The organism is Paenibacillus sp. F024, from assembly GCF_057814255.1.
This window is the reverse complement of the sequence record NZ_JBVASZ010000005.1, coordinates 23,916-50,778: the sequence shown is the minus strand read 5'-3', so window position 1 is coordinate 50,778 and position 26,863 is coordinate 23,916. Positions and strand designations below refer to the sequence as shown.

Genomic DNA, 26,863 nt, shown 5'->3' with positions numbered 1-26,863 from the left:
ATTGCATTTATTTTAAGTAAGAATACGGATCGATCGTTTGACCTTGCTTGAGCACTTCATAATGTAAATGAGGTCCCGTGCTTCGACCGGTAGATCCGACTTTCCCGATCGTATCCCCTTTCATCACCTTATCCCCTTGCTGTACTAATATTTGATTCAAATGCATATAGGTTGACCGCGTCCCGCCTGTATGGTCCACTGTAATATAATTGCCTTTTCCGCTATCATATCCGGCCGATACGACGGTGCCGTCCGCCGTCACCATGACTTTCGTATTCTCGGGAGCGGCAATATCCATTCCCGAGTGAAAGCTTAAGCGGTTGGTAAACGGATCCTTCCGGTAGCCGAAGGCGGACGTCACATTTCTGGATTCCACCGGCCACACGTTTGGAGTGATTCTCCACTGCCGCTGCTGCTGCTGAAGCATATCACGTGCAGCGGAGAGCTGATTTTTCAGTTCGCCTGCCTGTTCCGTTAAGCCCGCCAATTGCACCGAAGTATCATCCGAAAGCTTTAGAATCTCATTATCTTCAACTGGAATCATAACGCCTCCAAGCCCTGACCCCCCTTGCACAGCATTGCTTTCCTGCACGGCGGCCGATTCCTTCACCGAAGCAGAGGGGGCGCCGGTAATCGAACGCAGGTCCTTTTCGAGCTTCCTGACTTCTTCCATCTGAGTCTTCACTTCTTTAGCCTGTTCGGACAATAGGACAACCTCATTTTGCAGCTTCTCAATCATCTCGTTTTTGTCGGCCACAATCTGATCGTACTGCTGCGTTTTCCCGTCCAAATCCGCTTTCAGCTGCTCGTTAACCAGTTCGGATCGCAGGTGCAGGCTTTGCATTGCCAAAGTCCATCCGATGATGCCTATCAAAAGCAGCGCTGCAGCATAGAGTACCGCATAGGTGAAACGCAGCTGAATGACGGCGCGTTGGGCGTTTTCCGGAATAATCACAAATGTCAGTTTTTTCATGCCAATCTTGAATCTCATAACAGCTCCTTAAGTCTTTGGGTTTAATTTCCAACAAAAGTACCATTCTCATTATTCTCCATCTTCCTAAAAAAACCTTTATTTTTTTGTCGAATTTCCGAAAAATAGGTATAAAGTATCAGAGGATTTAGTCGATATTGCTCGAAATTTAGTAGATATATCAAAGTGGTAATTATAACCATTTGCTTGGGAGGTACTTGAGTAATGAAAATCGCCGGTATGGATTTAGGCAATGATAGTATAAAAATCGTTCATGATGGCTCCCGCGAACCGTTGGTGGTGCCGAACATCGTGACCCCTGGCTACGAAAGACATGTTTTGCAGGAGGAGGATACTCCGTTAAAAGCATTGGATGTCACCATTTACAGTCCCTCCCTGACCCAGAACAACCGCCGCTGGTTTGTCGGGCAGCTGGCCTCGGAATTGGAGGATAATACCGAACTTGAGGATACGGACAACAAGGCGTTATCCGACCAATCGCTCGTGGTCGCGCTCACTGCTCTTGCTTTTGCAGGCATTACCCACTCCTCCTACCAAGCCTCTTCCTTTGCCCAAACGGACGAGCTGGAATACGTCATTGGTACAGGTCTGCCGGTCCGTACCTACACCAGGTTCCGCGAAGCATTCGAACAGCGCCTTGTCGGAGAACACGAGGTCATGTTCATGTCTACTCCGCAGCTTCGCGGCCGCAAGGTGAAAATCCGTATACGCAAAGCCGTGGTTTCGATCGAAGGAGCGGCTGCATTATTCAATTTGGCTACTCACGACAACCTTCAGGTCCAAGACGAAGAAATTTATAACGGGGTCATCGGAGTATGTGAAATTGGAGCGCTTACCACCGATTTGCCCGTGATCCGGCGCATGAACATCGACAACCATTTCAGCTATGGGGAGCAAATGGGCCTGGCCGGGTACCTCGATCCGATCATCCGGGAAGTCGAGGATCAATTTGGATATAGCTTTCCAAGCCGTTCCAAGCTGTCTCAACGCATCAAGCAGCAGGATTATGTCATTCAACGCATCGGGGAAGGCCAAAGCAGCATTAAGCCTATTGTGGACGCATACTTCAGCCGCGCAGCCCAACGTATCGTGGATTTAATCAAGAAACGGTGGAAAAAATGTCCTGATATTCAGTGCTTCTATGTGATTGGAGGCGGTGCAGCCGCGCTCAAGCCCTATCTGATCGAAGCCGCAGGACCGATCAAGCTCCGTTTTGTACAGGATAGCGAGCTGCAAAATGTGTTCGGATATCTGAAGGTGGCCAAAAGCCGCGCACCCCAATCCTTGGCCGCCGATACAGCCCAATAATCCCGGCCAAAAAAGGCGCGGCGTATGCGGAGGATAATTCCCCGCATACGCCGCGCCTTTTTATAACCTCTAGCAGCTCTTTTACTCCAGATATTGGACCAGTACAATCTGGTCGGATACCTCTTCCTTACCGGACACCAGCTTTACTTCATCTACCAACGCTTCCATGAGATACAGACCAAGCGGGACATTTTCCAGAGCCTTCAGGCTGCCTGCTTCGCCTGCCGCTGCAGACTTCCGCCAATTGGACTCTTCGGCAAATCTGACATGGAAGCCCTCCGTTTCGATCCGTATGACAAGTTCTTTGGGACGTATAGTAAATACAAGCTTGAGACAAGCATCGATCTCTGTCTTTTGTTCGCCCAGCTTCAGCAGCACATGGTTGCACGCTTCGCTAACGGCCACCTTCAAATCCTCTATGAGCTCATAAGTGAAGCCCATGCGCACGGCAACCCCATAAAGCGTCAGCCGGACTGTATCCAGTTGATCCGCGAGCAGCGGAACCTTCAGGATGACGTCCTTGTCTAACAGCCCTGCCCCGCTTCTTTTCATACCTTCTCACTCTCGATAGTCAAAAATTTGGATAGTCCGGTCATATCAAACAGCCTTCTGATTTTGGCAGGAACATCCTGCACAATGAGACCCATCCCTTTTTCCTGTCTGGTCTTTAACACCGTAACGAAAATACCGATGCCTGTACTGTCAATATAGGTCAATTCCCGCAAATTCACTTTGAGCGGTATCCCCTGGTTTGCAGCAAGAGGCTCCACCGCCATACGAAATTCATTCACCGTTCCAAGGTCGAGCTCACCCGATAGAAAAAGGACATTCGCTTCGGCTCCGGTCTGTACCTCAACTTGAAACTTTTGGGCATCCATCCTCAACGTGATCACTCCTCCGTTCAAATATTAGAACACCTCATAAAAATAGAATACCAGATTTTTAATCGTTTTTCACGACCGTTATATGATTGATTCACAAGGATACCGGATGGGTAATAACAAACAAGAAGACGGCGCCGAAACTACTCTGTTTTAAAGGAGTGATAAGATATGGATCAAATGAAAAATGTAGATGTAGATGTAGAAAAAAAGAGTGTGGAAAAAAAGATGGATTCGGGTATGGTCGCATCCACTTTTATTAAATACGCGGCCTACATACTCATCTTTTTTGGTTTTCTCTACTTCTTAGTCCGTTACGTATTTCCTATGTTCTAATAAACAAGACCACAATCCCCCCAAACGTACTGGCTTTGGCCATGTACGTTTTTTTGTGCAAACGGTCCTTTTGTAAAAAACAAAAAACTCAAAGGCCTGTACGGCCTTCAAGTTCCATCCATTTATATGCTCATCGCGTGGAAATAGTGTACGGATGTCAGGTTCCCTGTCTCGGGCTGGATAAACAGCTTCAATACATTATTTCCATTTCGGTACAGTAACCCGTCCTCCGCAACCCAATCCGGTTCGCCAAGCGCTTTTCTTAACGGCTCTGTTTGCAATGGCAGAGTCGTACCGTCCAGCTCAAAGGTGCCGGCATCGGGCGTAATAACAACGTATTGAATAAATTGCTCGAATAAACCCACTTTACAGTCTTGATAAACAAAAATCTTTTCATTCTGGAACAAGGGGTCCCGTTCAATGGACAGCGGCTCACCCTTAATTTCATAAAGCGTTTTCAGATCGTCTGAAACCCCGATTCCATTGGCCCTTTCGAGCCTAAACCGCTCCTGACCCTGAATTCCAGCATCAACCGAAGCCGTTTCCGCAATTGCCGCTTCCGGCTCCAGAGGTGCAGAAGCAGGCTTGTCCGATGCTGACGGCATATAGGCAGCTGTTCCCCACGAAGCACCGTAGATTCCAAGTAACAACGTGCCGGTCATGATCCATCTTTTCATTGCGTTCACCTGCCTGTGGAGTAATTTCGGCTGAGAATTCCGAAGGCAGTCGGCTCGGTAAAATCAGCCATTTTCGTACTTGAGCAACGTTTGGTCATCAACAGCAACGACAATTCGTCCTTGAGCCATTTCTTCTTCGTAATATTGTATAGCTGACGGAGACAATCCCAGAGACCCTAACTTTTCTCTAAGCACAGAACCTTCGCATTTGTAGCACGGAGTAACCGTATGTGCCATCGTTTCTCCAACAAAACCGATCCGGCTGGCATACTTGGGCCTAAACAGCCGCTCTGTATTCAGATTCTCATGAGCCAGAATTTGAATTTGGTCTACTTGGCGGCCCGCCGATTGGAAATCACGAACCGCTTGCCTTACTTCTTGCTCGCCATTGGCCACAATAATGGAATGAAACATTGGGCTTACGCCTCCTTGGAAATGAATATGCTTTTATTTGGCTTGCTCCCATTGAATTTGTCGGAGAGGAATATAGACCTTGGGCATTCTCTGATTCCTTCTCATCACGATTTCGGCATCTCCGACAACGGCAATCGAGCCTAGGGAAGGCATTTCTAGGACTGCCCCGTCCTCCAGCACAGCCTTTTCTCCAATAATGGCATTGCGAACGACCACATTGCGGCCAATTTTCGCCCCCGCCATCACAACACAGTTTCGAAGCACGCTCCCCTGCCCGATATACACACCGTCGGCTAAGACAGACTGCTCAACTTGTCCGAGAATTTGGCAACGGCCTGCAACCAGAGATTGTCTAATGTGAGGTGCGGATTCCACATAAGCATGTTTAAGATCCGATTTCGGAGTGTATAAAGGCCATTCCGCTTCACTGCAGCTGAACTTTGGGTTTGTCCCAATCAAATCCATGTGCGATTCCCATAAACTTTCCACGGTTCCGACATCCCGCCAATATCCCTCAAACGAATAGGTCTGAAGCTTGGCCCCTGCCTTGAGCATCCCGGGGATGACATCCTTTCCGAAATCGCGGCTGGATTGAGGATCCTGCGCATCGGCTTCCAGTACCTGCTTTAAATAGGACCATCTGAAAATGTAAATCCCCATCGATGCTAAGTTGCTATTGGGTTGTTCGGGCTTCTCGGAAAACTCTGCAACCCGCCCATGATCGTCCGTTCGAATAATGCCAAAACGATGAGCCTGGTCCCAAGCCACCGGTGTCACAGCGATGGTCGCATCGGCTTGCGTTTGCATGTGACGTTCCAGCAGCTTACGGTAATCCATGCGATAGATATGATCTCCAGACAAAATAAGCACATGCTCGGGATGGTGTCGTTCCAGAAAAGCTTGGTTTTTGTACACGGCATCCGCTGTTCCTATATACGCACCGTTTACCGGGGGCAGCATGCTAATGCTTTCTTTGTTCTCGGACCATACGGTTCCGTCACCTATATGGTCATTTAAAGATGCAGCCTGATATTGGGTTACTACGCCTACGGTATGGATTCCTGAATTTTTGCAATTGCTCAACCCGAAATCAATAATGCGGTAAGAACCGCCAAAATATACTGCAGGCTTTGCCTTGGAACGGGTCAACACGCCCAGTCGACGCCCTTCTCCTCCGGCAAGAAGCATCGCTACACAAGCTTTGGAACTCATAAACTCACCTGCACCTTTCTATTTGGAAATCGTTTATCGCTACATTCATTATTTGGATAGTTATGATTAACCGAACACCCCTCATTTGAATCACATTTTTCCATATGAAGAAGGTGCTGCCTGTCGAATCATGAGCGTTCTTTCCTATGGGATGAACATACCGACAAAAAACTCCAAAAACCTGCAAACACCGCTTTATGATTTCTCTCTTATTATTCGCATGCTGTCATATATTATCTCCATCACTCCAGAAAACCATTTTGATTCCCCGAATCATTTCATGCCAAATCAGCTAATCTGCAGCAATAAACAAAAAAAGCCCTCCCCCGCATTCTTTTACGGGATCAGGCTGTACATATCTATGTAATCAGATCGTGCTCCTTACAAGCCTTGACAAGAATGGAGAACACAAATTCCGCTCCTGGCCGATCGCTGTCTACAAGCTCAATGCGGCCGCCCATCAATTGCACCAGATTTTTGCAGATAGCCAGTCCAAGACCGGTGCCGCCATACTTGCGGGTCATGGAAGAATCCGCTTGGGTAAACGGCTCAAACAGCAGGCTCCGCTTGTCTTCAGGGATGCCGATTCCTGTATCGGTTACACGGAATTCCAGCTCCAGCTGTTCCTTTTCGCTGTTCACAAATGTTATAGAAACGTGCACACCGCCATGTTCCGTAAATTTGACGGCATTGCCGACCAGATTAGTCAACACTTGCCGCAGCCGTGATTCGTCTCCTATCACGAAATCCGGAATCGCAAGATCGATATCGTAGGTCATCTCCAGCGATTTTCTACGGCACTCGGCATGAAACATTTCGAATGTTTCAATCAGACAGTTACGCAGGTTAAGCACGTCCTCTTGGAGCTCCATCTTGCCGGATTCACTCTTCGACAGATCGAGTATATCATTGATGATATAAAGCAAAGCGGCTCCGCTTCGACGAATCGTCTCCACATATTCGGTCTGCTCACTGTTCAAATGGGTCTCAACCAACAAATCAGCCATCGCAATGACCCCATTCAACGGCGTACGGATTTCATGGCTCATCATAGCCAAAAACTGCGATTTGGCCATCGCCGCTTGCTCCGCCACTTCCTTAGCCCGCTCCAGCTCCTTTGTGCGCTGGTTAAGCAGCTCGGTTTGCTGCTGAAGCTTTTTTTGGGCCACATACATGCTGACAAAGCCTTCGATCTTTGATTTCAAAATTCGCGGAACGAACGGCTTGACGATGTAATCGATCGCGCCAACGGAATAGGCGGTAAACGACTGCTCCTGTTCATCCGGAGCCGCGGTAACGAATATAATTGGAATTGTCCTTGTTTTTTCACGGGATTTGATCCATTGCGCAGTTTCAAACCCGTCCATCCCCGGCATATGAACATCCAATACAATGACGGCAAATTCATACTTCAAAAGATACCGCAGCGCTTCTTCTCCGGAAGCCGCCTTCTCTAAATGATAGTTTTGGTCTTCCAGCACCGCTTCCAGCGCCAGCAGATTTTCCGGCTGGTCATCCACAAGCAGAATGCGAATCGTTTCGTTCAAAGCGCCCACCTCATTTGATCTTGCGGAAAATTTTATCCTCGTTAACCAGAGCTTCATACTTTTGCGCGTGCTTGGTAAAGCTTATCGATTCCTTATGGCCTAATACCAGGATGCCCATCGGGCTCAAGCTTTCGTAAAACAAGTCATGCACCCGGTTTTGCAGCACCGAATCGAAATAAATCAACACATTGCGGCAAAAAATGACATGAAACTCATTAAACGAACGGTCCGTGACCAAATTGTGCTGGGCGAAGACGATCTTCTCACGCAAAAAAGGATGAAATGTGGCCGTGTCCCCTGAACCGCTATAGTAACGGGAGAAATCGTCTTTTCCCCCGGCACTCAGATAGTTTTTGGTGTATGCCTGCATTTTTTTCAAAGGATAGGATGCCTTTTCGGCAGCACTCAGCACTTCCTCATTAATATCGGTCGCGTATATACGCGACCTGTCGTACAAGCCTTCCTCATATAGCATAATGGCTGTCGAGTACACTTCTTCTCCCGTCGAGCAGCCGGCATGCCAAATCCGGATAGAAGGCATAGTCTTTAAGAGCGGTAAGACCTGCTCCCGAAAGGCGGTGAACAAGGTCGGATCACGGAACATCTCGGTGACATGAATGACCAGGTCCGCGATTAAGCGTTCCATACAGCCCCGGTCATGCAGGATGCGCTCCTGCAGCCCGGAGACGGATTTCAGCCCCTCTGCATAAATCCGGTGCCAAATGCGGCGGCGTATCGAAGGGTATGCGTAATTGCGGAAATCATACCCATACAGCCTGTATAAGCCTTCGAGGAGCAGACTGATTTCAATCTGCTCCCTTTCCTTGTCCTTCGTATCTTTTTTATCGTCATCATCTTGGTTCATACTTACCGATGTTTGTTTTCGCAGAGCTTTCATGGATTCAGCCCCTTTATTGTCCGGTCCGTCATTTATTTGCACAGCCAAACCCTCATGAGTGACAGCAGCTGTTCCGTATGAACCGGTTTCGTAATGTAGTCAGAGGCACCTGCTTGGATGCATTTGTCACGGTCGCCCTTCATCGCCTTCGCAGTCAGTGCGATGATCGGAAGCTTATCGAAACGCTCGTCCGCACGGATGGCCCGCATTGCTTCGTAACCGTCCATGACAGGCATCATAATGTCCATAAGCACGATGTCGAAATCGGGCTCCTGAACCAGCAGCTCGAGTGCCTGCTTGCCCGTTTCCGCAAAGGTCGTCTGCATATCCAATCCCTCAAGAAGATTGGACAGGGCAAAGATATTGCGAATGTCATCATCAACAAGCAGCACTTTTTTACCCGCGAATACGGCCTCAAAGCTGTGCAGCTTTTGCAGCACCTGCTTTTTTTCTTCCGGAAGGCGCTCTTCAACACGATGCAGAAACAGTGAGGTTTCATCCAGCAGCCTCTCGGGCGATTTCACATCTTTAACGATGATCGATTCGGCATATTTTTTCAAGCGCATTTGTTCCTTCTTATCGAGGCTTTTGCCGGTATAAATGATTATCGGCAAACGCCGTAAGCTCTCGTCCGCTTTAATCCGGTCCAGCAGCGCATACACGGACATATCGGTTAGATTGTAATCAAGCACCATACAATCGAACGGCTTTTCCGAAAGCGCTTCTAACGCAGCCGCCGCGCCGGAGACCCCGTCGATATGAATGTCATCGTGAGCAATTAACTCGATCAAGCCGTCCCACTGCTCGTTGTCCGGCTGCACGACAAGCAGGTTACGGAGATCGCGGTTTAAGAACGTTTGAATTTGAGCGAATGCCTGTTCCAAATTCTCCTTACTCGCAGGCTTCTTCAACCAGGCGATCGCTCCCATGGACAAGCCTTGATGAATTTCCTCCGCCACGGAAATCACGTGTACCGGAATATGGCGCGTCTGCGCATCGTTCTTCAGCTTCACAAGCACCGACCATCCATCGACCACCGGCAGCTGAATATCGAGCAGAATGGCGTCCGGCCGATATCGTTTGGCCAGCTGCAGCCCCGTGTCCCCCTGCAGCGCCACCACGGCTTTAAAGTTACGGCTTCGTGCCATATCGAGTAAAATTCCGGCAAAGTTAGCGTCGTCTTCAATGATGAGCAGCACTTTGTCGCCCTCTTCGATCCGCTCCCGGTCATCTGATAAATGGGCTGCCGGATGTGACCCCGTTCTGGATGAATCTGCCGTCTTCGGAAGCGTATCGGGTGTCTTCGGTTCCACAAGCTCAGCCGCGGCTGCTGCAGGTATGGCGATAGAAGCATAGTCTTCATGGCGTTGGTCCAGCTCCAGAGGCAGGTACAGGATAAAGCGGCTGCCGTGACCTTCCTTGCTCTCAAGCTCTATCGATCCGCCCAGGAGGGAAGACAATTGACGGCTGATGGACAGCCCCAATCCCGTCCCGCCGTATTTGCGGCTTGTCGTCCCGTCCGCCTGATAAAACGCTTCAAAAATCGTCCCCTGCTTCTCGGGCGAAATTCCGATCCCCGTATCCTCCACCGCAAAAGCCAGCATGGGTTCGGCAGCAAAAACTTGACGTATATCAAGCACCACACCGCCGCTATCGGTAAATTTGAAGGCATTGGAAAGCAGGTTTTTCAGGATTTGCTGAACCCTTACGGGATCGGTTTGTATACTGTCCGGTACATTTTCATCCATACGAACCTCATAGTGAAGCTCTTTGCTAAGAGCAACCGGTTCAAAGGCCTTTTGCATCGCGGAAGCGATTTCCTGCAATGAAACCGGCTCGGAGCTCACTTCCATGCGTCCGGCTTCCACCTTGGCCAAATCGAGCACATCATCGATCAAACGGAGCAAATCATAGCCGGAGGTATGAATGGTCTCTGCAAATTCCACCTGTTTGTCGGACAAGCGCCCCGCTTTATTTTCCTTCAGCATCTGGGCCAAAATGAGAATACTGTTCAGCGGCGTGCGAAGCTCATGCGACATATTCGCCAAAAACTCCGATTTGTACCGGGAAGCCAGCGCCAGCTCAATCGCTTGTCTCTCAATGGATTCTTTGGCAAGCTCAATTTGCCGGTTAATCTCTTCGGTTTCCTTAATTTGCAGCTCCAGCTCCGCCGTTTTGTTCAGGAGCGCTTCGTTGCTGTGTTCCAGCTCCTCTTGCTGACGCTGCAGCGCCTCTTCCGATGCTTTGAGCTTCCGGGTCTGCTCTTCCAGCTTCTCGTTAGAAGCTTTAAGCTCGTCCTGCTGACTCAAAAGCTCTTCGGATTGGCTTTGCAATTCATGATTAAGCCCCTGGTGGATCCGCAGCAGCTCTTCAATCCGAATCCGCCCCTGCATACTGTTGAGCAAAATACCGAATAGCTCGGAAAGCTGCTCGATCATTTTTAGCTCCAGCTCATTAAATGCATCCAAAGACACCAATTCAAATACCGCAAGAATTTGCTCGTCATATTTGACCGGCTGTACCGTAATCGCCATCTCTTGCAAATCGCCAAATGCGGAGCGGATTTTGCCGTATTCTCCCGTATAGCCCTTTACGTGGATGGGCTGTCCGTCTTTGGCACACTGGCCGACCAAACCGCTCCCCCATTCGATTTGTTCTGCGGCAGCGCTCTCGGATCGCGCATAAGTTCCAAGAAGGGCCAGCTTTCTTCCGGCTCCCGATCCCTGAATCACATATAATGCGCCGTCGTATGCACCGACCGCACGCGCCATCTCTGTAATAAACCCTTGCCCGATCTGATCCAGCTCATCGATTTGCTGCAGCATATAATACAATCGGGTTATTTCCGTTTGGAGCCACAGCGATTCTTCATTGATCTTGTTCAGCCTGCGTTGAGTTTCGGCCGACTTTTCAAGCTCTTCGATTAATTGATTGAATACGGTGGCCAGACGCCCGAATTCATCGTTTGTTGTGATCGGAATCCGGTAAGACGCTTGATCCCGCCTAGCTTTGGCGTAATTGGCGGGCAACTTCGCAAGAATATCAAGCCCGCGATTCAAGCAGACGGCAATCCAGTACATAATCGCCAGACCCAGCAGCAAACCTAGCAGGGTGATGACCGCCGTAGACATATAGGTCTTCCGGTTATCTTCCAGTACCTGCGCTACCTCCCGGTCCAGGGCCTGCTCTTGATATTCGCCGATTTCCCTCAGGCTTTGGAGAAACCTCTCCTGAAGGGAGTTCCCCGTCTGTGTCCGCAAACGGTTTGCCTCCGCCTTGCTGCCGCTTTCATACAACCGCAGCACTTGATCCTTGTATTCCAAAAAACGGCTGCCGTTGACTCTCAGTTCCACCGCCAAGGACCGTTCCGTCGGATCTTGAAACAAGGTGTTGATTTCCTGCATTTGTGACGAAACCAATTCGGAAGTCCGCTGTATGATTTGAATATTTTGCCGCTCGCTTTCCGGCAGATCAAACTGTACCAAATCGGCCAGCGCCTTGGACAAAACTAAGGCGTCATTTTGAATTTGAGCGCTCGCTTGAACTTTTTTATAGCGGGTTTCATAAACCTCCTTCATGCTTAAATCGGCATCATTCATCCGATTGATTCCAATCCCCCCAACAACAAACAGCACCAGGAGCAGGAGGCTGAACCCCAAATACAGCTTTGTCTTAATTTTCATTGCGGCGTTACCCTCTTCCCGTTCTGAAGCTTTTATTTCGATCGAATTACGCTCTCTTATTTGGCTGTAATTAACATCATGCAGATATCGTCACTTTGCGTTTCCCGGTCATTGAGCGGCAGAAGGCTTTCCACCAGATGTACGGGATCGTGCTCGCCCTGGACACGGCTGTGCAGCTTCATTGCAAGCAGATCGGATTCCGGCGTATCCTCCGGATAATCCTCCGGCATCGGCAGCGCCTCGAGCAGGCCGTCCGTATAAAGGACAACCTGAATCGGATTCTCGTAAGTAAACGTGCTTTTGGTGATCTCCATTTGGTCAAAAAAGCCGACCGCGCAGCTTCCTTGCCCAAGCTCAATCGGCGCTTTCCCTTCCTCAAAAAGAAAGCCGGGCGGGTGACCGGCATTAACGTACTCAATCGTTTTGTTTTTCGTATCGATAAGCAAATAAATCGCCGTAAAATAATAGCTGATCGAAGGATTTTTATGATTCAACTGTTTCATGTACCGGTTCAACTCCGCGATGACGAATTCCGGTGAAACGAAACGGGTAATCGTATCCTGCATTACGGAAGAAATGAACATACAGACCAGAGAAGATGAGATACCGTGACCCATGATATCCAGAATGATCGCACCATGCCGATCATCGTCAATACGGTACCAGGCATAAAAGTCACCGGCCAGCTCCGAGGAAGGATAATACGCGGCGCTGATTTCGAGGAGTTCCTTTTGCAACGGCGGACTCAGCACGCTTCCCTGTACTTTTCTAGCCAGCTCGAGCTCCTCGCGGATTCGGGCTTCGTTATGCTTGTGCCAATCCTTTTCGTACTTCAAGCGCAGCGCGACGCGGATTCGGGCGATCAGCTCCACCTTGTTAACAGGCTTCATGACATAGTCGATCGCTCCGGCCTCCAGCGCTTCAGCCAGCTTATTGGAATCTCCGAGAGCAGTCACGATAATGACCGGAATATCCTTTAATAATTCATCCTGCTGGATGCGGCGGCATGCTTCGATTCCGTCCATCCCCGGCATCATCATATCCATGAGAATCAAATCTACAGGCACAGTTCCCGAATCGGCATGCTCCTGCAGCCTTCCGAGGAGCTCCTGAGCCGAAGAGGCCTTCCAAAACGAATCGTAACCTGCACTTTTCAAGATCTTCTCTATCACGATAATGTTGACCGGATTATCGTCAACGATGGCAATATTCATGTGATGGTCTCCCTCTATTGTTCGAAACGGAACCAATGTATTATCCGGTTCAAGTCCGTTCCTTCAATTATAGCTTTTTTATATCTCTATGTAACCATATTGACTCCTTTTGAAACAACCAGGACTGTGTTTCATGGGGTCGAAATCCGGTTAAAAAAATGGCAAGTGACAATACGGGGGAGGGATTAACAATGAGCTTGAGAACCAAAATCAAACTGGTCAATGATGAAGAGGGAGCTATCCGCGCCATTCGCGGTTTTCGGGAGGAAGGCCATTCCTTGAGTGAAATCTATGTATTGGCGCATGATGATGAGCAGACCGAAGGGCTGAGCCGATTAACCGATACGAACACGATCGGCATGATGGAAGAAGGGATGGCGACGGCATTCGCCAACCTGTTCCGTTCGAGGGGCGATCAATTGCGGGCCAAGATTGAATCTCTCGGCATCTCGCCTTCGGAAGCGAAACGCTATGAGTCCGAATTGGACAAAGGCCGGATTATGGTACTTGTATGGGTCCAAGAAGACCCTGGCCCATTTGAACGCGAGGAGGAAGCAGCCGCACGCCGGCGCGAACGTGTGGAGGATGTCGCCATACCGCCGATGGGCGCTTACATGGATAATAAGAATCATCTGGGCCGACAGTACTAAACACTAAACAGCCCTTAGGCAAGACTCCTCATCACGGGTCTTGCCTAAGGGCTGTTTAGGGGTGCGTTAATTACCACTCCGTGACGACGCCGTCCTCGTTTCTCCATACCGGGTTGCGCCACCGGTGGCCGACAGCCGCCATCTCGCGTACCTTCGATTCGTTAATCTCTACTCCAAGCCCGGGACCGGTAAGCCTGCGGACAAAACCGTCCTGGTAGTGAAACACGGCCGGATCAACCAAATAATCCAACAGGTCCGAGCCTTGATTGTAATGAATACCCAGGCTCTGCTCCTGGATGAACGCGTTGGGCGTACAGAAATCGAGCTGCAGCGATGCAGCCAGCGCAATCGGTCCAAGCGGGCAGTGCGGCGCTACGGCAACATCGAAGGCTTCCGCCATCGCAGCGATTTTGCGCACCTCCCATATGCCCCCGGCATGGCTGAGATCCGGTTGGATAATATCCACGCCCCCTTGAGTGAGAAGCCGCTTGAAATCCCAGCGCGTATACATCCGCTCTCCTGTTGCAATCGGTATGCTGACGCCTTTGGTGATCTCGGGAATCACCTCATTGTTTTCGGGGAGCACCGGCTCTTCGATGAACATCGGCTTGAACGGTTCCATCTCCTTGATCAGCACTTTGGCCATGGTCTTGTGCACTCGACCGTGAAAATCCACACCGATGCCCTTGTCCCAGCCGAGGGCCTCACGCACCGCGGCCAGCCGTTCCACAGCCTCCTGCACCTTCAGCGGCGAATCGATCCACTCCATTTCCGCCGTGCCGTTCATCTTGACTGCGGTATATCCTTCCGCCATCTTCTCCTTGGCCGCTTCCGCCACATCCGAAGGCTTATCGCCGCCGATCCAGGCATAAACACGCATTTTGTCGCGGACCGGACCGCCAAGCAGCTCGTACACAGGCACCCCCAGCCGCTTGCCTTTAATATCCCACAGCGCTTGTTCGATACCCGAGATCGCACTGGTCAGAATCGGACCTCCCCGGTAAAAGCCGCCCCGATACAGCACCTGCCACAGGTCCTCGATATGTCCCGGATCTTTGCCGATCAGGTAATCGCTCAACTCCTCCACCGCGGCACGAACCGTATCCGCCTTCCCTTCCACGATCGGCTCTCCCCACCCGACAATGCCGTCATCTGTCGTTACCTTCAGAAACAACCATCTTGGCGGCACTTGAAAAAGCTCCATGGATTTGATTTTCATATCATTGTCCTCTCCCTTATCATGGAATGGCGATCCTTCGGTCATTCAGCCTAAATGTCTTGGCGAAACCCTGTCAGCATATCCTCCAAATGGCTTTTCATCAGTGTCCTGGCTTGGGTAGGATTGCGCTGCGCAATAGCCTGCCCGATCAAATAATGGTAAGAGGCCGCTTTTTCGTCCATCCCCGTCCATTTCATCGAGCGCCTGCGGCTGTCCGTCAGCAGGTCTCCGATTCGTTCAAGCATGTGAAACATGATTTCATTATGGGAAGCTCTGGCAATCAGTTCATGAAACAGTAAATCCTCTTTAAAAAAGTCCTGCTTCTTCCTTATTTTTTGCCGCATCGTTTCGGCTGTCCTTACGATCTCCGCGGCCTCGGCCTCGGTCGCCTTCTCGGCCGCCAGCGCAGCAAGCTCCGGCTCAATGATCAGCCTTGCTTCCGTTAACTGCAGCATCGTCGCCTTCTCCAGAAAATCAAGCGTTTTTGTGCTATCCCCCCCGGCCACATCAGGTTCGACATAAGTGCCTCGACCCTGCTCTATACGTAAAATTTTCTGCTTACCAAGAATCCGTACAGCCTCTCGAACAGACGAAATGCCTACACCGAGCTCTATGGACAGCTGCTCCAGGGGAGGAATTTGCTGTCCGGGCTTCCAAACGCCGCTCTCGATTTTTCTTTTGATTTCGTCGTAAACGGTTTCATAAGTCAGTTTTTTTGACATAAGCCGGTTGTTATTTCCTCCAAAATTCATCTGATGTTTTTTATTATATTATCTAAACATCAGATGATCAATCTTTTTTTGTGACAAAATCCGGCTTCCTCTTTATAAAGCTTCAAGATCACAGTACACTGGTAGGATAGATAAAGTCCGATACTCTCTCTTGACGTCTTCGGGGCCGGATCATTGAACCGGCACGCCTGAAAGATCGTCAAACATTTGAGGTGGCAGCTTTGGATTCGAAAGCAAACTTTGAATATTTGAAGCATTTGTCGGAAAGCTCGGACCAGAAAGCGATACTGCACGAGCTGATGACGGCTTACGGCAAAGACGTATGGAACTATGCTTACAGCATGACCCGGAAGCGGGATCAGGCCGACGATATCACCCAAGAGGTGTTTATTAAGGTATATCGCAACCTTTATACATTCCGCTGCGAATCCTCCGTCAAAACTTGGCTGCTCGCCATAACGCGCAATATGACGCTCGATTACCGGAGGGCTGCCTTTTACCGTAAAGTCACTTTAGTCGATTTTCTCACTTCTTTCGGCGAACAGGCGGCCACCTCGCAGCCGGAAAAAGAGATTATGGAACGGTTGACCATAAATGAAATGTGGGACATGGTGCTGAAGCTGCCTGTGAAATACAGGGAAGTATTGATCCTTTATGCGCATCATCAGCTGTCCATGAAGGAAATGGCGGAAGTGCTGGGTGTCAGTGAAGGAACGGTCAAATCGAGGCTGTTTCATGCACGGAATAAAATTTCGAGGATGAAGGAGGATTGGAGTCTTGAATCCGATGGACAATGAGCTTAAGAATAAGCTGTCTGAAGGGCCGCTCACCCACGAGGGGTTTACCGACAGCTTAAGGCAGCGTATCGAAGCGCGCATAGAGGAAGAAAGGTTCGGATCGAAGCCCTGGAAGCCATGGCTCGGCTTCGCCTGTGCCCTGCTTGCGATCATGGTTTTGCTCCTGTTCGTCGACGGACAAAGGTTGACTTCCTTCCTGCGCATGAACCAACCGATGGCTGATGAGTATTCACAGCATGCCGCTTCGCAAGAGCCGGCAAAGGAAAGCTGGGAAGCATCCGTCCGTTCCGCACTGCTTCTTGGTTTGCGTACAGATTTTCCTGCATCCGGCGGCAGGCAGGAATACAGCACTTACCGCACCGTACTCATCGCTCCGGAGCAAAATCGGCTTCAGAAAGCCGCGGAGGGCAAAGGCATACTCATGCCTTACAAAATGGATTTCTGGAAATTGGGGGGCCAGCGGGTATTAGACGAGGAGAAAGAGGCGTGGATCATGATCGCATCCAAAGCGGCCGCCAATCCGACATTTGAAGATGAGCGGACCTCCGCAGAAGTGTCCAAACCGGTGAAGCTGTCGGAGAAGCTCCTCTTTGCCGGGAACCGCTATATCGCCGTTGCTCAAACCGTACAAACTCATGATTCCGCCTCTGGACAGGGCGTCAAATACGAATACGTATGGGTCAAAGAGCTGATGCATATGATCCCGACGAAGAAGGCCATTTCCCTTACACCGCTAAAAGAACCGCACGTATCGCTGCGCGGACTGCTCGCCGCCTACTCCGAGCCGATTCTCCAGGAGCTTAAGCCGACGCTCCCCGCACAGCCGGGAGACCCCGGTACGGCAGCCGGAGCCATGGATCCCGCGGGGGAAAGCTGGACCCTTGTTCGCAAGCAGGGTCAGTGGCTCGCACAGCTGGCCGATTACGGTTCTGCGGAGAATCGGAACGGCACGATCGGATACCGGTTAAAGGATGTGCCGATGGAGCTGCCTGCAACGGTTGTCGCTCATGACAAGCTGGCGGTTTCGTGGAATGAAATCAAGCGTCTGCAGCCTTCCGCCATGGACGTCTTCACTTCACCAAAGCACGATATTGTGGCGGTCGTTACGGATCGAAGTATTATCATCTACCCTTATATCGACCGGCTGATTCCATCGCAGCTTATGACGATCCCGCTCCAACCCCATGAATCGGTGATTATGGCGCAGTGGGCGGCGGACCAGTATGTCGAGTCTTGGAAACGGCAGGCCAAGGCCTACCTGGAGCCGCAATAAAGGGCGGCAGCGGTTACGGCTGCTGCCCGTAGTTTACATGGCTTTCAAACGACGGCGTATCGGGTACGATCATGATATGCGTCTGCCCCTGCTGCAGAACCGCCTCGCGGCCTTGATCATAAAAACGGATCGGGTCGCTTTCTTTATCCCTCTTCCACTCCGCTTTCTTTACCTTGCCCCGTTCGAACAGGAGTGCCGGGCCGATCCCGGTAAGCTTGACGTCAAGCCTGCCCTCGCTATCGAGCGTACGGTGCTTTGTCCCCATCACTACCACATTGGCCGCGGACAATTGCTCTTCATTATTCAGATCGATATGCTTTTTGCCGTTGATCGACCGTTTATACAACCCGCTGATCCGGTCAAAATCGTAAGTAACCTTATAGCTCTGCATCAAAAAGGTAACATCCACCTTTGGCGCATCCTGCGCATCGTTGCCCAGAGCCGGGACGGCTTCCGAATCCGTCTTTACAAAGCTGTAGACCGGATGGGTGAGAGCGTTAGCGGTAAAGCCCCGCTCTTGAGCCGTCTCCCGTATTTTCGTCAGATCCGTATATAGGTTGTGGGGAGCCTTACGGGAACGTTCCCTCCAAAAGGCGGCACCTGCATTTGTAATTTCATCCAGCGCCTGAATGCGCTCCTTTTTCAGCTTTTCATAACCGTCAGGGCTTCCGCCCGCATGCACTTGAATAGCTCCAAACGATTTGCCGATTTCGATAAAATAGGGACGGATGCTTCGCACCGGGCCAACGGGATCCTTGGACGTACTGCTTTGAAAAATACCGACGATCCGGGTAATATCCCCTTCAGCCAGCACCTCGAGAAGCATATCCGCTTGCGTCAGACCGCTTTGCGGCCTCGCCTGCGGGGCATTATTGATCATAACCATGATCGGCCGCTCCTCCGCTTTCTTGTCGCCCGGCACTCCCGTTAAAGGAGCCCGGAAAGCCGGTTCAGCTTTGACAAGAGGCGCGGGCGGAACATTCGGCTCCATAACAACCGGCTTCACATTATCCGGCGGCGGCCCTCCGGTGGTTTGACAGCCCGCCGCTGTCCAGGCCAGACAGACCGCCAGCAGCGCAAGTCCTCCCTGCCGCCCCATGCGGCTCCATTCCGTTATCCTCTGCTTCCGTTTCATACGACGTCACCTCATCCGCTTGTCCTCTAGTAAACTATATTCTATTAATCTTGCGTTTAGAATCCTTTTTTTGCAAATAAATACAAAAAAGGCATCATCCCTATATTAAATATCGGATGATGCCGCGATTTTATTTCCCTTTTTTATTCTATGATGCCAGCTGGCTGCATTCAGCTGAACATCCAACAGCTCAAGCCGAGTGTTCCAAACTGATACTGCTGATGAAGCAGCGCCGCTTTACGCTTTTCATCAGCCGTTCCCAATCCGATCAACAAGGGCACGAAGTGTTCTTTGGTCGGTACGGCCAAGCTCGCATAAGGAGCGCGGCGTTCATAATCGAATAAGGCCTCCAAATCCCATACAAGGATCCTCTCCGCCAGCCATTCGTCAAACTTCAGCGCCCAAGCCTCCACTCTTTCATGGCTCCAGTTCAATCTGGACAGATTGTGCGTCGTACCGCCGCTGCCGATGAGCAAATAGCCGCTCCTTCTCAAATCCGTCAACGCTTTTCCGATGCGATATTGTTCTTCAGGAACGAGATTTGCGTTCACCGACATCCCTACAACAGGGATATCGGCTTGAGGAAACAACAAAGAAAGCAAGGACCACGCACCGTGATCCAAGCCTCTCTGATCGTCAATATGACAATGAATGCCTTCCGCGGACAGCATGCTTTGAATTTCCATGCTCAGCATCATGCTGCCTTTGGCCGGATAGGATAAATCATAGAGCTCTTGCGGAAAGCCCCAAAAGTCCTTGATCGTTTCAAGCTTTGGGGCGCCGGTAACCAGCTGGGTCGGACTCTCCCAATGTGCGCTCCAAATGACGACTCCCTCAGGAGCAGGAAGAGTCCGGCCTAAATCTTGGATAAACCGGGTATAGGAGGTGTTCTCCAATACAAGAGTAGGCGCGCCATGAGCCATGAAAAAAGATGGAACCATGTGTATCCCCCTAACCAGAAAGATTAGAAGGCTCCTCTGACCGGCTTACAACTGCTCCCGTACCCAAGCCTCCAGTTCATTCAGCGGTCTGAAGCCTACGTTCGTGCCGACCTCTACGCCGTCTTTAAACAGCTTTAAGGTCGGAATACTCATAACTCCGTAATTGCCTGCGGTTTGCGGGTTGTCATCCACATTTACTTTCGCAATCGTAAGCGCGCCTCCGAGCTTTCCGTTCAGCTCCTCAAGCACCGGCGCAATCATTTTGCAAGGTCCGCACCAAGGCGCCCAGAAATCAACCAATACGACTCCCTCTTTTACGGTGTCCTTAAATTGTACATCAGTTACATTAACAATAGCCATGAGTATCCACTCCTAATAAATAAATATTTTATGAAAACATATCTAAATGTTTTTATACCCCACCAGGTTAATTCAAACGGGATGGGCGCTGCAAAAGAAAATCCGCCTCCAAACGGTTCCTTCTCGACCGGTTCTCCGCCTCAACTTCGGCGGATAAGGCAAGCTTGCCGCTCAGCTCCGTAAACCATTCCCGGTCCTTTGTCATCAGAGCAATTTCAATCAACGAGCGCAGCGCCGTTTCGCCGGCCGGTTCATACTCAGAAAGCTTAGAAACCTTGGACAGCTTGGCTTCGGCCCAATCGCCGATGATTTCCGGACGGTCGCATTGGGTGATTCGAACCTTGATCAAACCGTTTCCTTCCCTCGATTCGACATAACCGATAAAGCGTTCATCCTCTTGCGTTGTACCGCTCACCCAGTCGCCTTCGTTCATTTTCACATCATGAATTGAAGCCATATACCAATCCCTCCTATTTATCGAAATCTGATACAATTAAAGTAACAGTTTGTACACAAAGGATCGATTACTTCCTCACGTCTTGCACTTCCCGAATCCGGTTCAGTACATCAAGGATCGTAATCCGGGACAGAAAGGTCAGCATCTGCTCCTCGGCTTCCGCGAAAATATGATCCATCACGTCCGCCATGTTGCATGCAACAATGCAATCTTCCTCCTCGCTGCCGGAGCACCAGGAAGGCTTGAGAGAGCCAATCGAAGTCGCACGATACATTTGCGCCAAAGTGACCTCGGCCGGATTACAGCTTAACGCATATCCGCCGCCGGTGCCTTCTTTAGTACTAACGTAGCCTTGCTTCTTCAGACAGCTCATTACCTTCCGCACACGGGCGGGATGAGTGCAAACATTCGCCGCGATCATATCGCTGGTAGCCATATGATCCGGCCGGTAAGCAAGCAGCACCAGACTGTGTACCGCAATTGTAAATTCACTGTTCACGCCTGGCGTCCTCCTCTTTCGTCTTACTGTTATTATAATTATTACAGATAAATTTGTCAACAATCCTTAGGAAATTCCTGTACAACGTGAAAAAAAAGCCGTCCCCGATAAAGTCGGGAACAGCTCAGCCGGCTATTTATTGGAACATGCTGCCGTGGGCGTAGCCGCCCTGCTGCTGTGACTGCATGCCCATCGCGTTCATTTGTACAAGCCTTTGCTCCATTTGTTGGCACATTTGCGACATTTGGTGCATTTGCTGAATCGCCGTTTGATGACCCTGCAGCGCCATTTGGATCATTTGAGCCGCCTGACGCTCCCGCTGAGCCAGCATCTCCAGCTGCTGCGCGTTTTGCTGCTCCTGCTGCAGCATTCTCTGGTAATTCATGCTCGCTTGTTCCGTTTGCTGAATCAGCTGGCCAATGGCTTGTTGGCATTGGTTTAATTGGTTAATCACCTGGTGCATAGGGTTGAAATCCTCCTTGGGTTCTAGATTGTGGTAAGGAACCTCATATATTTTGCTTTAACCGTCCGAAGGTTATACCTTTTTATTGAAAAAACCGGTCTCTTCCCTTGGAAGAGCCGGCCTTTGGCGTTTTCTTACTTTATATCGTAAAATTTATACAAATCGTCGAGCATCAGGTTGGCAGCCTTAACCCCGCCCGCCGTATTCCAGATCGCATCGTTCACTTTAAACACTTGACCTTTCTTTACTACATTCAGGTTTTTCCACAGCGGATCGTTCATCCATTCTTTCTCTTGGTTGCTTGCTTTCCCGTCTCCGGTCTCGTATGTGAAATAGAACATTCTGTCCGCATCTGCATCCGGCAGACGTTCCTTCGTAATTTCAATAGCGAAGGTTTCTTTATCCTTCAATTCAGGACGCGCAATGCCGATTTGTGAGAAAATAATTCCCGTAAATGTATCCTGCAGGTAAATTCTCGTTTTGCCGGACATGAAGCGTACAACCGATACTTTCTCCTTGAGCTTGTCTCCGGCCTTCGCTTTAAAATCCTCAATGCGTTTGTCGAAAGCGGCGATAATTTTCTCGCCCTCTTCTTTTTTGCCAACCGTTTCCGCATACAGACGGAAGTTATTTTTCCATTCGCCGCGCAGCGTTTCGGAGAATACGGTCGGAGCGATGGCATTCAGCTGGGCATATACTTTTTCTTGGCGCATTTTATTCCCAATAATCAGGTCAGGCTGCAGTGCGGCAATCAGCTCCAGGTTCGGCTGGCTTTCTTCTCCGACCACTTTAACGCCTTCCATGTCGGCTTTGATATGATCGTACCAAGGATCACCCGTCCAAGACTTGACGGCACCCACAGGCTTAATTCCCAGAGCCAGCAAAGCTTCCGTTCCTTCATTGGTCAGAATGACGACCTTCTTCGGGTTCGCCGGAACCTCGGTTTCTCCCATCGCATGCTTCACTTTGTGCGGACCTTCCGCAGCGGCGGCAGGTGCGCTTTGCTGATTCTCAGAAGCATTCGGCGCGGCAGACGGATTCGTCCCGCAAGCGCTCAGCCATACAGACATAAACAGCGCACCGGCGAGAATTGCGCCTGTTTTCCATTGAAACGATTTGCGTGCACTAAACATTGAGTGAACCTCCTGATTATGTACCAAATAGTGATAATGATTATCATTAACAAAATAAATCATAATTGGGAACTCGCACATTGTCAATCTTTTTTGATAATGATTCTCAAAATCATTGACAGTTGATAACGCTTCTCATACAATGGATTTATTATTTTATTTATTTATTTTAGTACTAAGATAAATCCAATGGGTCCGGAAATCACGGGAAGCAGGCTTATATTCATGCGTACAAGACTTCACAATCAACTTTCCTTCAAAATCGGCGGTTTGATTGCAGCTTTGGTGCTGCTCGCCGTTTCCATGCTTGCAAGCGTTATGTTCGGCGTCAATCCTTATTCGTGGAACAGCATCGTGTCCGCTTATACACAGCATGACGGTTCAAATGAGCACATCATCATTCAATCGGCCCGGGTACCCCGGGCGCTCATTGCCGCCGCCGTGGGAGGCAGTCTGGCGGTCGCCGGAGCTCTGATGCAGGCGATCACCCGCAATCCGCTGGCTTCCCCAAGCCTCTTCGGCGTGAACGCCGGCGCCGCATTCGCCATTATCTTATCCGTCTCTTTATTTGATGTATCGGGCTTAACGCAATTTACATGGATTGCTTTCTTGGGAGCTGCCGTCAGCTCTGCCGCCGTCTATGTTCTTGGCTCCATCGGACGGGACGGCTTGACCCCGATCAAAATCACACTCGCCGGATCAGCGATTACCGCATTTTTTCATTCGCTTACCCAGGGGATTCTTCTGGCCGACGGTAAAGCGTTCGATCAGGTGCTCTTCTGGCTCGTCGGCTCCGTCGCCGGACGGACGATGGAAATGCTGCTGTCCGTGCTTCCCTATATGCTCATCGCATTGGCAGGTGCACTGCTGCTGTCTCCTCATATCAATGTTCTTTCCATGGGTGAGGATGTAGCCAAGGGCTTGGGACAGCGTACTATGCTGATCAAAGCCGCGGCGGCGGTCGTCGTCGTGCTGCTTGCCGGCGGTTCGGTTGCGGTTGCCGGTCCTGTCGTTTTTGTCGGTATCATCGTACCGCATATTGTCCGCTTTCTTATCGGCGCCGATTACCGCTGGGTGCTTCCCTATTGCGCAGTACTGGGAGCCTTGCTGCTGGTCAGCGCGGATATTCTCGCAAGGTTCATCGCCATGCCGAAGGAAGTTCACGTCGGAGTGACCACGGCGTTAATCGGCGTTCCCTTCTTTGTGTATATCGCCCGCAAAGGAGGTCAGCTGAAATGAGCCAAGCCAAAAGCAAATATGTTTCTCTGCGCGGCAAAGCCTACTCTTTTCTCATCAGCAAAAAGGCTCTGGCCGTTACACTCATTCTGCTGCTGGCGACGGCAGCGGTGATGATTCTCAGCACAGGGCTCGGCAGCGTGTTCATTACGCCCGCGGAGGTGATTCGTTCCGTCTTTGGTCACGGATCGGATACAAGCGAAACGATTATTCGCTCTTTACGTCTGCCGCGCGTCGTCATCGCGGTGCTGATCGGAGCCACACTGGCGGTTGCAGGAGCCATCCTGCAAGGGGTTGTACGCAATCCGCTGGCATCCCCCGACACCATCAGCATGACCGGCGGTGCAACACTGGGAGCCGTCACCTTCTTCTTTTTTGTCTCGGATAAAGCAAGCATTCATTGGCTTCCTTTATTTGCCGTAGCCGGAGCCTTCACGGCGACGCTGGCCGTATATTCGCTCTCCTGGAAAAATGGCGGCGTCACCCCGCTTCGTCTCGTTCTGATCGGCATCGGCTTTACGGCAGCGATGAACGCTGTCTCTTATATGCTTATGATTTCGGGTCCGGTCGTTTTGGCCAATAAAGCTTTGACCTTCATGACCGGAAGCATCTACGGCGTCTCTTGGGACAAGGACGTGCTTCCTCTGCTGCCTTGGGTTATGATGCTTCTGCCGCTGGTGATCGTCTTGTCGCGTCACATCAACATTCAAGAGCTCGGCGAGGATGTGGCTCGCAGCGTAGGCAGCGCCGTGCAGCGCCAACGCATGCTCCTGATGCTGCTCAGCGTTGCGCTGGCCGGCGCAGCCGTTGCGTTTGGAGGGGCCATCGTCTTCATCGGTTTAATGGCGCCCCATATGGCGCGCAAGCTCGTGGGACCGGCCTTCGGCGCTTTGCTGCCTGTTTCTGCGCTGATCGGCGCGCTCATCCTGCTGCTGGCTGACCTTGCAGGCCGTTCACTGTTCACGCCGCTTGACATTCCTGCGGGTGTATTCACCGCATGTATCGGCGCTCCTTTCTTTATTTATTTGTTATATCACAGCCGAAATCACGGTTAACGCATACCAAAACTACGCTGCGTCAACCACGTTGAATAAAGGAGTTGATTCTTATGACCGCCATTCAATCGAACGACCTGTGTCTCAGCTACGGTGACACGTGCATTTTCCAGGACCTGAACGTCTGCCTGCCCAAAGGAAAAATCACCGTATTCATCGGCAGCAACGGCTGCGGTAAATCGACGCTGTTGCGTTCTCTTGCCCGGCTGTTGAAGCCTCAAAGCGGGCAGGTCGTACTCGACGGCAGTGATATCGCCACGTTGAGAACGAAGGAGGTTGCGAGGCGAATGGCCATGCTCCCCCAAGGTCCGGCGGCTCCGGAAGGTTTAACTGTTCTGCAGCTTGTCAAGCAAGGACGATATCCGTATCAAAATTGGCTGCAGCAGTGGTCGAAGGAAGATGAAACCATGGTTCAACGGGCACTCGAGCGAACCCACATGAAGCATCTTTCCGAGCGTACCGTCGATTCCCTTTCCGGAGGTCAACGACAGCGCGCATGGATAGCCATGACGCTGGCTCAAGGAACCCCGACCATTTTACTCGACGAACCGACAACGTATTTGGATCTCGCGCACCAAATTGAAGTGCTGGATCTGCTGTACGATCTAAATGCACGGGAACAGCGCACCATTGTCATGGTGCTTCACGATATCAATCTGGCCTGCCGGTATGCGGACAATATCGTGGCCATCAAGGACAGAAAGATATGGGCGGAGGGACAACCGCAGAACGTCATCACCGAAGAACTGATCCACAGTGTATTCGACTTGGATTGCCGTATTATCGAGGACCCGTTGTTCGGTACCCCGATGGTCGTTCCTTTCGGCAGAGGCAAAAAACCCGAACGATACCCAAACAATTCAAGCGTAATCGCGAACAATGAGAAGCCTACCGCATTAGTGATATAAAATAAAAGCTAAAACGCTGAGCACTCCATTAGAGTCTCAGCGTTTTTGTGTTTGGATTGCTTTTCACTCATGAGATTGGGCCTCATTGGGAAAAATGAAGGAAAATCTTGAAAGAAGGGAGAGCCCAGCCATGAATTCGTTCCTATATTACGTGCAGCATCACTGGTTATCGGCCGTGCTGATCGCGGGAATCGGACTTGCCGCTTTTTTCGTGTATAGATACTGGGATCATATCGTCATCAAGGGCAGCGGCAGAAAATAATCCTTCTGCATGAAACAGAGCTTGGACAGTCGTCTACAGTAATTATCCAAATGAAAACGCCCCGGCAACGAGCTTTAGCACGGCGGCTGCGGCAATGCATCCGATCAGCAGGCAGTAGACCAGCTTGACCATCAGGCCTTCCGGCTTGTCCTCCACCGACATATACCCGTTCATGGTCAGGATAAAGATCGCCGTCAGCGCAAAGAACATCACACTTTCCCTCTGTTTTGAACCGCTGATAAAGCTTAGCAGCAAATGAAAGCAGATGAGAGAAATGAATAGCTGGTTGAATACGCCGCGAACCTTTTCTTTTTGCCTGTTCAAAGAGGAAATGGAAAAGAAAAACAGGCTTAAAAACAGCAAACAGCCCGCGTATACCATGATTTTGTAAACTCCGTCATACTCCAGCGTCATCGTCATATGAAAGAGAAAAAGATACGCTTGAAACAAGATCAGCTTCAGTACATCGTGGAATATTTCTTTATTAAGGAATCCTTGCATACGATATCAACTTCCTTATCTCACTGAAATGGATCTATTAAAATATATACTCGCAGCAGATCCGTTATATGCTAGTTTCCTA

General features: G+C 50.4%; 29 protein-coding genes. 9 read left to right on the top strand and 20 right to left on the bottom strand.

Annotation, left to right across the window (positions count from 1 at the left end; genetic code table 11):
• Positions 1–7 precede the first annotated feature (7 nt).
• Positions 8–991, bottom strand: coding sequence for a M23 family metallopeptidase (locus ACZYR9_RS07585; protein ID WP_488977862.1), 984 nt, complete (start codon positions 989–991; stop codon positions 8–10).
• 204 nt (positions 992–1,195) lie between these two features.
• On the opposite strand from ACZYR9_RS07585, the gene ACZYR9_RS07580 reads away from it, so the two are divergent.
• On the top strand, positions 1,196–2,299 hold the full coding sequence (locus tag ACZYR9_RS07580; RefSeq protein ID WP_488977861.1) for a ParM/StbA family protein: 1,104 nt from the start codon (positions 1,196–1,198) through the stop codon (positions 2,297–2,299).
• Between the two features lie 81 nt (positions 2,300–2,380).
• Here the strand turns inward: ACZYR9_RS07580 and ACZYR9_RS07575 are convergent, their stop codons facing one another.
• On the bottom strand, positions 2,381–2,851 hold the full coding sequence (locus ACZYR9_RS07575; protein WP_488977860.1) for an ATP-binding protein: 471 nt from the start codon (positions 2,849–2,851) through the stop codon (positions 2,381–2,383).
• Complete coding sequence (locus ACZYR9_RS07570; protein WP_488977859.1) at positions 2,848–3,204, bottom strand: STAS domain-containing protein; 357 nt, start codon at positions 3,202–3,204, stop codon at positions 2,848–2,850. The genes ACZYR9_RS07575 and ACZYR9_RS07570 overlap by 4 nt, the downstream gene beginning before the upstream one ends.
• A 147-nt stretch (positions 3,205–3,351) precedes the next feature.
• On the opposite strand from ACZYR9_RS07570, the gene ACZYR9_RS07565 reads away from it, so the two are divergent.
• Complete coding sequence (locus tag ACZYR9_RS07565; RefSeq protein ID WP_488977858.1) at positions 3,352–3,516, top strand: hypothetical protein; 165 nt, start codon at positions 3,352–3,354, stop codon at positions 3,514–3,516.
• Between the two features lie 122 nt (positions 3,517–3,638).
• On the opposite strand, the gene ACZYR9_RS07560 is transcribed toward ACZYR9_RS07565, so the two are convergent.
• The 7 genes from ACZYR9_RS07560 to ACZYR9_RS07530 form a co-directional block, all read right to left on the bottom strand.
• Positions 3,639–4,193 (bottom strand): hypothetical protein, encoded by a 555-nt coding sequence (locus tag ACZYR9_RS07560; protein ID WP_488977857.1) that lies wholly within the window; start codon positions 4,191–4,193, stop codon positions 3,639–3,641.
• A 63-nt stretch (positions 4,194–4,256) separates the two neighbouring features.
• A complete protein-coding gene (locus ACZYR9_RS07555) occupies positions 4,257–4,607 on the bottom strand; it encodes a YflT domain-containing protein (protein ID WP_488977856.1) in 351 nt (116 codons plus the stop codon).
• Positions 4,608–4,640: 33 nt separating this feature from the next.
• Positions 4,641–5,819: a glucose-1-phosphate adenylyltransferase gene (locus ACZYR9_RS07550; protein WP_488977855.1), complete on the bottom strand. Its 1,179-nt coding sequence runs from the start codon at positions 5,817–5,819 to the stop codon at positions 4,641–4,643.
• 359 nt (positions 5,820–6,178) lie between these two features.
• Entirely contained in the window at positions 6,179–7,366 is a 1,188-nt protein-coding gene (locus tag ACZYR9_RS07545) for a response regulator (protein ID WP_488977854.1), read from the bottom strand.
• 10 nt (positions 7,367–7,376) lie between these two features.
• Positions 7,377–8,231, bottom strand: coding sequence for a CheR family methyltransferase (locus ACZYR9_RS07540; RefSeq protein ID WP_488978010.1), 855 nt, complete (start codon positions 8,229–8,231; stop codon positions 7,377–7,379).
• 65 nt (positions 8,232–8,296) lie between these two features.
• Positions 8,297–11,947, bottom strand: coding sequence for a response regulator (locus ACZYR9_RS07535; protein ID WP_488977853.1), 3,651 nt, complete (start codon positions 11,945–11,947; stop codon positions 8,297–8,299).
• Between the two features lie 56 nt (positions 11,948–12,003).
• Positions 12,004–13,161, bottom strand: coding sequence for a SpoIIE family protein phosphatase (locus ACZYR9_RS07530; RefSeq protein ID WP_488977852.1), 1,158 nt, complete (start codon positions 13,159–13,161; stop codon positions 12,004–12,006).
• 191 nt (positions 13,162–13,352) lie between these two features.
• Between ACZYR9_RS07530 and ACZYR9_RS07525 the strand changes: the two genes are divergently transcribed.
• Positions 13,353–13,811 (top strand): YflT domain-containing protein, encoded by a 459-nt coding sequence (locus ACZYR9_RS07525; RefSeq protein WP_488977851.1) that lies wholly within the window; start codon positions 13,353–13,355, stop codon positions 13,809–13,811.
• A gap of 70 nt (positions 13,812–13,881) precedes the next feature.
• On the opposite strand, the gene dgoD is transcribed toward ACZYR9_RS07525, so the two are convergent.
• Positions 13,882–15,030 (bottom strand): galactonate dehydratase, encoded by a 1,149-nt coding sequence (gene dgoD / locus ACZYR9_RS07520; RefSeq protein WP_488977850.1) that lies wholly within the window; start codon positions 15,028–15,030, stop codon positions 13,882–13,884.
• Positions 15,031–15,080: 50 nt separating this feature from the next.
• Complete coding sequence (locus ACZYR9_RS07515; protein WP_488977849.1) at positions 15,081–15,752, bottom strand: FadR/GntR family transcriptional regulator; 672 nt, start codon at positions 15,750–15,752, stop codon at positions 15,081–15,083.
• Positions 15,753–15,982: 230 nt separating this feature from the next.
• Here ACZYR9_RS07515 and ACZYR9_RS07510 point away from each other — a divergent pair, with 230 nt between their 5' ends.
• Positions 15,983–16,558 carry an RNA polymerase sigma factor gene (locus ACZYR9_RS07510; protein ID WP_488977848.1) on the top strand — a complete coding sequence of 192 codons (576 nt, stop codon included), beginning with the start codon at positions 15,983–15,985 and terminating at the stop codon, positions 16,556–16,558.
• Positions 16,539–17,831: a hypothetical protein gene (locus ACZYR9_RS07505; protein ID WP_488977847.1), complete on the top strand. Its 1,293-nt coding sequence runs from the start codon at positions 16,539–16,541 to the stop codon at positions 17,829–17,831. The genes ACZYR9_RS07510 and ACZYR9_RS07505 overlap by 20 nt, the downstream gene beginning before the upstream one ends.
• A gap of 13 nt (positions 17,832–17,844) precedes the next feature.
• On the opposite strand, the gene ACZYR9_RS07500 is transcribed toward ACZYR9_RS07505, so the two are convergent.
• From ACZYR9_RS07500 to ACZYR9_RS07470, 7 genes are all read right to left on the bottom strand, one after another.
• Positions 17,845–18,966 carry a DUF3048 domain-containing protein gene (locus ACZYR9_RS07500; protein WP_488977846.1) on the bottom strand — a complete coding sequence of 374 codons (1,122 nt, stop codon included), beginning with the start codon at positions 18,964–18,966 and terminating at the stop codon, positions 17,845–17,847.
• Between the two features lie 170 nt (positions 18,967–19,136).
• Positions 19,137–19,907, bottom strand: a complete 771-nt coding sequence (locus tag ACZYR9_RS07495) for a DODA-type extradiol aromatic ring-opening family dioxygenase (protein ID WP_488977845.1) — start codon at positions 19,905–19,907, stop codon at positions 19,137–19,139.
• 45 nt (positions 19,908–19,952) lie between these two features.
• Positions 19,953–20,267, bottom strand: a complete 315-nt coding sequence (trxA, locus tag ACZYR9_RS07490; RefSeq protein WP_488977844.1) for a thioredoxin — start codon at positions 20,265–20,267, stop codon at positions 19,953–19,955.
• Between the two features lie 67 nt (positions 20,268–20,334).
• On the bottom strand, positions 20,335–20,724 hold the full coding sequence (locus ACZYR9_RS07485; protein ID WP_488977843.1) for a hypothetical protein: 390 nt from the start codon (positions 20,722–20,724) through the stop codon (positions 20,335–20,337).
• Between the two features lie 67 nt (positions 20,725–20,791).
• The gene (locus ACZYR9_RS07480) at positions 20,792–21,223 is read right to left on the bottom strand and encodes an RrF2 family transcriptional regulator (protein ID WP_488977842.1); all 432 of its coding nucleotides are present in this window, start codon (positions 21,221–21,223) and stop codon (positions 20,792–20,794) included.
• 136 nt (positions 21,224–21,359) lie between these two features.
• Positions 21,360–21,686 carry a hypothetical protein gene (locus ACZYR9_RS07475; protein ID WP_488977841.1) on the bottom strand — a complete coding sequence of 109 codons (327 nt, stop codon included), beginning with the start codon at positions 21,684–21,686 and terminating at the stop codon, positions 21,360–21,362.
• A 134-nt stretch (positions 21,687–21,820) separates the two neighbouring features.
• On the bottom strand, positions 21,821–22,819 hold the full coding sequence (locus ACZYR9_RS07470; RefSeq protein ID WP_488977840.1) for an ABC transporter substrate-binding protein: 999 nt from the start codon (positions 22,817–22,819) through the stop codon (positions 21,821–21,823).
• A gap of 225 nt (positions 22,820–23,044) precedes the next feature.
• Between ACZYR9_RS07470 and ACZYR9_RS07465 the strand changes: the two genes are divergently transcribed.
• The 4 genes from ACZYR9_RS07465 (at position 23,045) to ACZYR9_RS07450 (ending at position 26,280) form a co-directional block, all read left to right on the top strand.
• Entirely contained in the window at positions 23,045–24,058 is a 1,014-nt protein-coding gene (locus tag ACZYR9_RS07465) for a FecCD family ABC transporter permease (RefSeq protein ID WP_488977839.1), read from the top strand.
• Positions 24,055–25,110 (top strand): FecCD family ABC transporter permease, encoded by a 1,056-nt coding sequence (locus ACZYR9_RS07460; protein ID WP_488977838.1) that lies wholly within the window; start codon positions 24,055–24,057, stop codon positions 25,108–25,110. The genes ACZYR9_RS07465 and ACZYR9_RS07460 overlap by 4 nt, the downstream gene beginning before the upstream one ends.
• Before the next feature lie 53 nt (positions 25,111–25,163).
• Positions 25,164–26,018: an ABC transporter ATP-binding protein gene (locus ACZYR9_RS07455; RefSeq protein WP_488977837.1), complete on the top strand. Its 855-nt coding sequence runs from the start codon at positions 25,164–25,166 to the stop codon at positions 26,016–26,018.
• Positions 26,019–26,148: 130 nt separating this feature from the next.
• On the top strand, positions 26,149–26,280 hold the full coding sequence (locus tag ACZYR9_RS07450) for a hypothetical protein (protein ID WP_488977836.1): 132 nt from the start codon (positions 26,149–26,151) through the stop codon (positions 26,278–26,280).
• Positions 26,281–26,322: 42 nt separating this feature from the next.
• On the opposite strand, the gene ACZYR9_RS07445 is transcribed toward ACZYR9_RS07450, so the two are convergent.
• Complete coding sequence (locus ACZYR9_RS07445) at positions 26,323–26,781, bottom strand: hypothetical protein (protein WP_488977835.1); 459 nt, start codon at positions 26,779–26,781, stop codon at positions 26,323–26,325.
• Positions 26,782–26,863: the final 82 nt, after the last annotated feature.